Annotated in this window: 7 protein-coding genes; all 7 read left to right on the forward strand. The window is 60.9% G+C overall.

From position 1 onward, the window contains the following. Positions 1–153 precede the first annotated feature (153 nt). Positions 154–2,268, forward strand: a complete 2,115-nt coding sequence (gene flhA / locus BFP89_RS05700; RefSeq protein WP_065884562.1) for a flagellar biosynthesis protein FlhA — start codon at positions 154–156, stop codon at positions 2,266–2,268. A gap of 12 nt (positions 2,269–2,280) precedes the next feature. Then, positions 2,281–3,597, forward strand: coding sequence for a flagellar biosynthesis protein FlhF (flhF, locus tag BFP89_RS05705; protein ID WP_065884563.1), 1,317 nt, complete (start codon positions 2,281–2,283; stop codon positions 3,595–3,597). A gap of 105 nt (positions 3,598–3,702) precedes the next feature. Beyond that, a complete protein-coding gene (gene fleN, locus BFP89_RS05710; RefSeq protein WP_003192912.1) occupies positions 3,703–4,536 on the forward strand; it encodes a flagellar synthesis regulator FleN in 834 nt (277 codons plus the stop codon). Beyond that, the gene (gene fliA / locus BFP89_RS05715) at positions 4,533–5,273 is read left to right on the forward strand and encodes an RNA polymerase sigma factor FliA (RefSeq protein ID WP_065884564.1); all 741 of its coding nucleotides are present in this window, start codon (positions 4,533–4,535) and stop codon (positions 5,271–5,273) included. The genes fleN and fliA overlap by 4 nt, the downstream gene beginning before the upstream one ends. Before the next feature lie 167 nt (positions 5,274–5,440). Next, on the forward strand, positions 5,441–5,815 hold the full coding sequence (locus BFP89_RS05720; protein WP_015885173.1) for a chemotaxis response regulator CheY: 375 nt from the start codon (positions 5,441–5,443) through the stop codon (positions 5,813–5,815). A gap of 18 nt (positions 5,816–5,833) precedes the next feature. Further along, positions 5,834–6,622: a protein phosphatase CheZ gene (locus BFP89_RS05725; RefSeq protein ID WP_065884565.1), complete on the forward strand. Its 789-nt coding sequence runs from the start codon at positions 5,834–5,836 to the stop codon at positions 6,620–6,622. 11 nt (positions 6,623–6,633) lie between these two features. Next, on the forward strand, positions 6,634–7,372 hold a 739-nt coding region (locus BFP89_RS05730), incomplete at its 3' end, for an Hpt domain-containing protein (RefSeq protein ID WP_176718395.1).

Raw genomic sequence — 7,372 nt, forward strand, 5'->3', positions numbered from 1 at the left:
CGGTTACACCCAGTAGATCCGGTCGTTGGCAGAGTCATCCTGGCCGTGGGGCAAAAGTTGGAAGGCTTCTTGCAATACCGCCTTCAGGACGCCTCCCGGCGTCAAAACTTTGCTTCAAGGACACGAGGAATACCGGTGGTAGATCGCTCTCAAATGCTCAGCACGGCCCGTGGCACCCTGACTGACCTGTCGCGGGGCAATCTGGGTGTGCCGTTGTTGTTGCTGGTGATGCTGGCAATGATGATGTTGCCGATGCCGCCGTTCCTGCTCGACGTGTTTTTCACCTTCAACATCGCCCTGTCGGTGGTGGTGCTGCTGGTCTGTGTGTACGCCCTGCGGCCTTTGGATTTCGCGGTATTTCCCACCATCCTGCTGGTGGCGACCCTGTTGCGCCTGGCGCTGAACGTGGCGTCCACCCGCGTGGTGATGCTCCACGGCCAGGACGGTCACGCCGCCGCCGGTAAGGTGATCCAGGCCTTCGGTGAGGTGGTGATCGGCGGTAACTATGTGGTCGGTATCGTGGTGTTCGCGATCCTGATGATTATCAACTTCGTGGTGGTGACCAAGGGTGCCGGGCGGATTTCCGAGGTGAGCGCACGCTTTACCCTGGATGCGATGCCCGGTAAGCAGATGGCCATCGACGCCGACCTCAACGCCGGCCTGATCGACCAGAACCAGGCAAAATCCCGGCGCCTGGAAGTGGCCCAGGAGGCCGAGTTCTACGGCTCCATGGACGGCGCCAGCAAATTCGTGCGCGGTGACGCCATCGCCGGCCTGTTGATCCTGTTCATCAACCTGATCGGCGGCATGGCCGTGGGTATCTTCCAGCACGGCATGACCTTTGGCGATGCGGGCAAGGTGTACGCCTTGCTGACCATCGGTGACGGTTTAGTGGCGCAATTGCCATCACTGTTGTTATCCACAGCGGCAGCGATCATGGTGACCCGTGCTTCGGGCTCCGAAGACATGGGCAAGCAGATCAGCCGCCAGATGTTCGCCTCGCCCAAGGCGCTGGCCGTGGCCGCCGGCATCATGGCCGTCATGGGCATCGTGCCGGGCATGCCTCACGTTTCGTTCCTGAGCATGGCGGCCATGGCCGGCGGCGCGGCCTATCTGTTCTGGAAAAAGCAGAATGCAGTCAAGGTCCAGGCCCAGCAGGAAATCGCGCGCCAGCAGGAATTGCTGCCATCCCCGACCCGCGCCCAGGAAACCAAGGAGTTGGGCTGGGATGATGTGACCCCGATCGACATGATCGGCCTGGAAGTCGGCTACCGCCTGATTCCGCTGGTGGACCGCAACCAGGGCGGCCAGCTGCTGGCGCGGATCAAGGGTGTGCGCAAGAAGCTGTCCCAGGACCTGGGCTTCCTGATGCCCACCGTGCATATCCGCGACAACCTCGACCTGGCCCCCAGCGCCTACCGGCTGACCCTGATGGGCGTGATCCTGGCCGAAGCCGAGATCTACCCCGACCGCGAACTTGCGATCAACCCGGGGCAGGTGTTCGGTACGCTCAACGGCATTACCGCCAAAGATCCGGCTTTCGGCCTGGAGGCGGTGTGGATCGAAGTCAGCCAGCGCAGCCAGGCGCAATCGCTGGGTTACACGGTGGTCGACGCCAGCACCGTGGTCGCCACCCACCTCAACCAGATCCTCTACAAGCACTCCCACGAGCTGATCGGCCACGAGGAAGTCCAGCAATTGATGGGTTTGCTGGCCAAGGCCTCGCCGAAACTGGCCGAAGAGCTGGTGCCGGGCGTGCTGTCGCTGTCGCAGTTGCTCAAGGTGTTGCAAGCCTTGCTCGCCGAACAAGTGCCGGTTCGCGACATTCGCAGCATTGCCGAAGCCATCGCCAACAACGCCGCCAAGAGTCAAGATACTGCCGCGCTGGTGGCCGCCGTGCGCGTCGGTTTGTCCCGCGCAATCGTGCAAAGCATTGTAGGCGTTGAGTCTGAGCTGCCTGTTATCACCTTGGAGCCAAGGTTGGAACAGATATTGCTCAATAGTATTCAGAAGGCAGGGCAAGGCCAGGAAGAAGGGGTTTTGCTGGAGCCAAGCATGGCTGAAAAGCTGCAGCGTTCGTTGATCGAAGCCGCGCAGCGCCAGGAAATGCAGGGCCAGCCGGTGATTCTGCTGGTGGCCGGTCCGGTCCGCGCGATGTTGTCGCGCTTTGGACGCCTGGCAGTACCGAATTTGCACGTGTTGGCTTACCAGGAAATTCCTGACAATAAGCAAGTGACTATCGTCGCGACAGTAGGGCCCAACGGCTGAGGGTAGTGGGTTATGCAAGTAAAGCGTTTTTTCGCCGCCGATATGCGTCAGGCCATGAAGTTGGTCCGCGATGAGCTGGGCGCCGATGCCGCGATTATCGGTAACCGTCGTATTGCCGGCGGTGTCGAGCTGACGGCTGCCCTGGATTACACCCCCCAGGCCCTGGCCCCGCGCGTGCCGAACATGGAGCTTGAAGACGAGCTGCGCAAGACCGCTTCGCGCATCGTCTCGGCCCAGGCCGAATTGAGCATGCGCGGCGACAGCGACGCCACCACCAATCGCCAGTTGTTCGCCGGCCTGCCGCTGACCGCTTCCGAGCCGCTGGTGGAACCTACGTTTGTCGAACCGCCACGTCCCGCCGCGCCAGCCCCGGCCGCCGCAGTCGATCAGCGTGTGTTCGATTCGATGCGCTTTGAACTCAACGGCCTGCGCGAGCTGCTCGAAGTGCAACTGGGCTCTTTGGCCTGGACGCAACTGCAAGGCAGCAAGCCGCAGCAGGCCAACCTGTGGCGTCGCCTGCAACGCATCGGCCTGTCCGGCCCGTTGTCCCGCGACCTGCTGGCGCTGACCGCCGAAGTCGAAGAACCTCGCCAAGCGTGGCGCATGCTGCTGGCGCACCTGGCGCGCATGATCGCCACCCCGGAGATCGAACCCCTGGAAGAGGGCGGGGTGATCGCCATGGTCGGTCCTGCCGGCATGGGCAAGACCACCACCCTGGCCAAGCTGGCGGCACGCTACGTGCTCAAGTACGGCGCGCAGAACATCGCGCTGGTGAGCATGGACAGCTACCGCATCGGCGCCCAGGAACAGCTCAAGACCCTGGGCCGCATCCTCAATGTGCCGGTGACCCACGTCGACCCGGGCCAGTCCCTGGCCAACGCCCTCGACCCGCTGCTGCGCAAGCGCGTGGTGTTGATCGATACCGCCGGCCTGCAAGCCAGCGACCCGGCCCTGCGCATGCAGCTCGAAAGCCTGGCCGGGCGTGGCATCAAGTCGAAAAATTACCTGGTGCTTGCAACCACCAGCCAGAAACAGGTTCTTACCGCTGCCTACCACAGCTATAAGCGCTGCGGCCTGGCCGGTTGTATCCTGACCAAACTGGATGAAACCGCCAGCCTGGGCGAAGTGCTGAGCCTGGCAATCAGTCATGAACTACCGGTCGCCTACCTGACCGACGGGCCGCGGATTCCGGATGATTTGCATCTGCCGCGCCGTCATCAGTTGGTCAGCCGTGCTGTCAGCGTGCAAATGCAAGACGAGCCTAGCGAGGAAGCGATGGCTGATATGTTCGCCGACCTTTATCACAACCCGGCAAAACGGGTGGGATGAGGCAGGATGAACACCGTGAAATGTACCTACATCGATGGTCTGCAAGCGATACACGCGGCCAAGCCATGTAGCCTGCGTCTAAGCAAGACAAGGTAAAGAAATAAAATGGGCAGCATGCATCCCGTACAGGTGATCGCGGTGACCGGCGGCAAAGGTGGCGTCGGCAAAACTAACGTGTCAGTGAATTTGTCCCTGGCCCTGGCAGAGCTTGGCCGTCGCGTCATGCTGCTGGATGCTGACCTGGGCCTGGCCAACGTGGACGTTCTGTTGGGGCTGACCCCCAAACACACGCTGGCCGATGTGATCGAAGGCCGCTGTGAGCTGCGCGACGTGCTGCTGCAGGGGCCCGGTGGGATCCGCATCGTACCGGCCGCCTCCGGCACCCAGAGCATGGTGCACTTGAGTCCGGCGCAGCATGCCGGCCTGATCCAGGCCTTCAGCGATATCGGCGACAACCTCGACGTGCTGGTGATCGACACCGCCGCCGGGATCGGCGAGTCGGTGGTCAGCTTTGTCCGCGCAGCGCAAGAAGTACTGCTGGTGGTGTGCGACGAGCCCACCTCGATTACCGATGCCTACGCCCTGATCAAACTGCTCAACCGTGACTACGGCATGAACCGCTTTCGCGTGCTGGCCAACATGGCCCAGAGCCCGCAGGAAGGGCGCAACCTGTTCGCCAAGTTGACCAAGGTCACGGATCGTTTCCTCGATGTGGCTTTACAATATGTCGGCGCCGTTCCCTACGACGAGTGTGTGCGCAAGGCCGTGCAAAAGCAGCGTGCGGTCTACGAAGCGTTCCCTCGTTCGAAGTGCGCACTGGCATTCAAGGCCATTGCCCAGAAGGTCGATACCTGGCCGTTGCCTGCCAACCCTCGGGGGCATCTGGAGTTTTTCGTCGAGCGACTGGTGCATCAGACGAGCGCGGGACCTGTGCTATGACATCAAGCGGCTACAACCTTTACAAAAAGTCGGCACGTGACAGCCAGGGCGAATTGATCGAGCGCTATGCGCCCCTGGTCAAGCGCATTGCCTACCACTTGCTGGCGCGCCTGCCTGCCAGCGTGCAGGTTGAAGACCTGATCCAGGCCGGCATGATCGGCCTGCTCGAAGTGTCGACCAAATATGACGCGAGCAAGGGCGCGAGTTTCGAAACGTATGCGGGTATCCGTATCCGTGGCGCGATGCTCGATGAGGTGCGTAAAGGGGACTGGGCGCCGCGTTCGGTACACCGCAATACGCGCATGGTCAGTGACGCAATTCGCGCAATTGAAGCAAAAACCGGTCGTGACGCTAAAGATCATGAAGTTGCGGCCGAACTCCAATTGAGTCTCGACGATTATTACGGGATTTTGAACGATACCTTGGGCAGCCGCCTGTTCAGTTTCGACGACCTGTTACAGGACGGCGAACACGAAGGGCTGCACGAGGACGGCGCGAGTGCGCATATGGAACCGTCGCGCGATCTGGAAGATGAGCGTTTCCAGGGAGCATTGGCGGACGCCATTGCCAACTTGCCGGAGCGTGAGCGCCTGGTGCTGGCGCTGTACTACGACGAAGAGCTGAACCTCAAGGAAATCGGTGAGGTCCTGGGGGTCAGCGAATCGCGTGTCAGCCAGTTGCATAGCCAGTGCGCGGCCCGCTTGCGGGGGCGGTTGGGAGAGTGGCGCGCGCGCTGACAGGCAGTGTGGGGACACTGCAGATGCTACCGCGAAGGTTTCGGCCTTTGCGGATTCGCTCCGTGGTGCCCTGGGCAGTCCTTTTTGTGTAACGCCTGTTGATTGAAGTGGCGCGTCCAGGTGCTGGGCGCGTTTAAGACTGCTTGGAGGTCGAATTGGACAAGAACATGAAAATCCTCATCGTTGATGACTTCTCAACGATGCGGCGGATCATAAAAAACCTGTTGCGTGACCTTGGGTTCACTAACACGGTCGAGGCGGATGACGGCATTACGGCGATTCCGATCCTCAACAGCGGCAGCATCGACTTTCTGGTAACCGACTGGAACATGCCGGGCATGACCGGTATCGATTTGCTGCGCCATGTGCGCGCCGATGAAAAACTGCGCAGCCTGCCGGTGTTGATGGTGACCGCCGAAGCCAAGCGTGAACAGATCATCGAAGCCGCCCAAGCCGGGGTCAACGGTTACGTGGTCAAGCCATTCACAGCATTGGCCTTGAAAGAGAAGATCGAAAAAATCTTCGAACGCATCCACGGCTAATGCCATCGCGGGGGAGCTATGGAGCATAAAGAAACAACACTGGGCGACTTTGAGTCGACCCTGAAAAAGCATGCTCACCAGTTGGTCGACAGCCTGGAAAAAGGCCATTTCGCCGACGCGGTGCAGTTGATCCATGAGCTTAACCAGACCCGTGACCGCGGCCTGTATCAGGAAGTGGGCAAGCTCACACGCGAGCTGCACAGTGCGATCGTCAATTTCCAGATTGACCCGCGCATGCCCCAGGCCGAAGAGATTTCGCAGATCACCGATGCCACTGAACGCTTGTCCTATGTGGTCAGGCTGACCGAGGCGGCGGCCAACCGCACCATGGACCTGGTGGAAAACGCCACGCCCCTGGTCAACGGCATGGCCAGCGAAGCCCACGCCCTGAGCGTGGACTGGGGCCGCTTCATGCGCCGCGAAGTGGGGGCTGAAGAGTTCCGTGAGCTGGCGCGTCGCGTCGACGGTTTTCTGTCGCGCAGCGAACAGGAAAACCGCACGGTGGCCAGCAACCTCAACGATATTCTGCTGGCCCAGGATTACCAGGACCTCACAGGCCAGGTGATCAAGCGGGTGACCCAACTGGTCACCGAAGTGGAAAGCAACCTGCTCAAACTGGTGCTCATGGCCGGCCAGGTCGACCGTTTTGCCGGCATCGAACATGACCGCGAAGCGATCCTCTCGGAAAAAGATCCACAAAAACATCTCGCCAAGGGTGAAGGTCCGCAGATTCATGCCGATAAACGTGAAGACGTCGTATCCGGTCAAGATGACGTAGACGATTTGCTGTCCAGTTTAGGCTTCTAAGGAGCACCCACATGAGCTTCGGCGCCGATGAAGAAATCCTTCAGGATTTCCTTGTAGAGGCCGGCGAAATTTTAGAGCAACTGTCCGAACAACTGGTCGAGCTGGAAAGCCGCCCGGATGATGCGAACCTGCTCAATGCAATTTTTCGCGGTTTTCACACTGTAAAAGGGGGCGCCGGCTTCCTCCAGCTCCATGAGCTGGTGGAGTGCTGTCACATCGCCGAGAACGTGTTCGACATCCTGCGCAAGGGTGAGCGCAAGGTTGACTCGGAATTGATGGACGTGATTCTCGAAGCACTGGATGCGGTCAACGGCATGTTCAGTGAAGTGCGCGAACGTGCGCCGATCACTGCCGCCACCCCGGAACTGCTGGCCGCCCTGGCGCGCCTGGCCGAACCGGCTGCCGAGGCGCCTGCGGTGCAAGCCGAGCCTGAGCCGGTGGCGCCAGCCGAGCCGGATGTGACCGACAGCGAATTCGAGCAACTGCTCGACTCGCTCAATGCGGTCAAGGCTCAAGCTGAAGCGCCGGCTGCGGCTGCGCCGGTCGCCACGCCGACCAGCGAAGACATTACCGACGCGGAATTCGAATCCCTGCTCGACCAGTTGCATGGCAAAGGCCAGTTCGCGGCCGACGCCGTGGCCACGGCGCCGTCGGATGCTGCGCCCGCTGCACCGGCAGCGCCGGCAGCCAATGCCAGCACCGACATTACCGACGACGAATTCGAGGCACTGCTCGACCAACTGCATGGCA

This window comes from Pseudomonas sp. 31 R 17, from assembly GCF_900004915.1.
Classification (GTDB): Bacteria; Pseudomonadota; Gammaproteobacteria; order Pseudomonadales; family Pseudomonadaceae; genus Aquipseudomonas; species Aquipseudomonas orientalis_A.